Annotated in this window: 1 protein-coding gene; it reads left to right on the forward strand. The window is 38.6% G+C overall.

Going from position 1 to position 417, the window contains the following annotated elements; genetic code table 11:
* Positions 1-417 (forward strand): DUF1642 domain-containing protein (locus AB3I00_RS14705; protein ID WP_368025624.1); only part of this gene is annotated, 417 nt, incomplete at both ends.

Here is a 417-nt window from a genome sequence, read left to right on the forward strand (position 1 = left end):
GGCTTATTCTCAAGTCGTTCATATGGTTAATACGGTGTTAAAATTAGACGAACCGCAAAAGCCAGTGGTGCCGAAGTTTGTGGCTGATTGGTTTGAAGAGAATAAAGATGATTTAGATAATGCTATTTTTGGATATCTTGTATTTTGGGAGGAACGAGACACCGATAGCGTCCTATATCAGTGGTTTGCTAAATCCGAAAACAATCCAATCGAAAACCTCATCCGCATGAAAGACGGCTACGAGGTCGAGAAAGAGCCGTTGTATGAAGTTATTATTGGTGACTTATATCTTATCAAGAAATTTAATGACAGAAATGATTTCTGTTTTGATACTAGTCGCTCGCTGTGTACTTGGGAAAAATTTGCTTATCAGCTAACAGAAGCGGAAATCAAAGCAATAGATGAGAGATTTTGGGC

Origin of the sequence: Enterococcus sp. C76 (genome assembly GCF_040886985.1) — a bacterium.
In the GTDB taxonomy this organism is placed as follows: Bacteria; Bacillota; Bacilli; order Lactobacillales; family Enterococcaceae; genus Enterococcus_B; species Enterococcus_B lactis.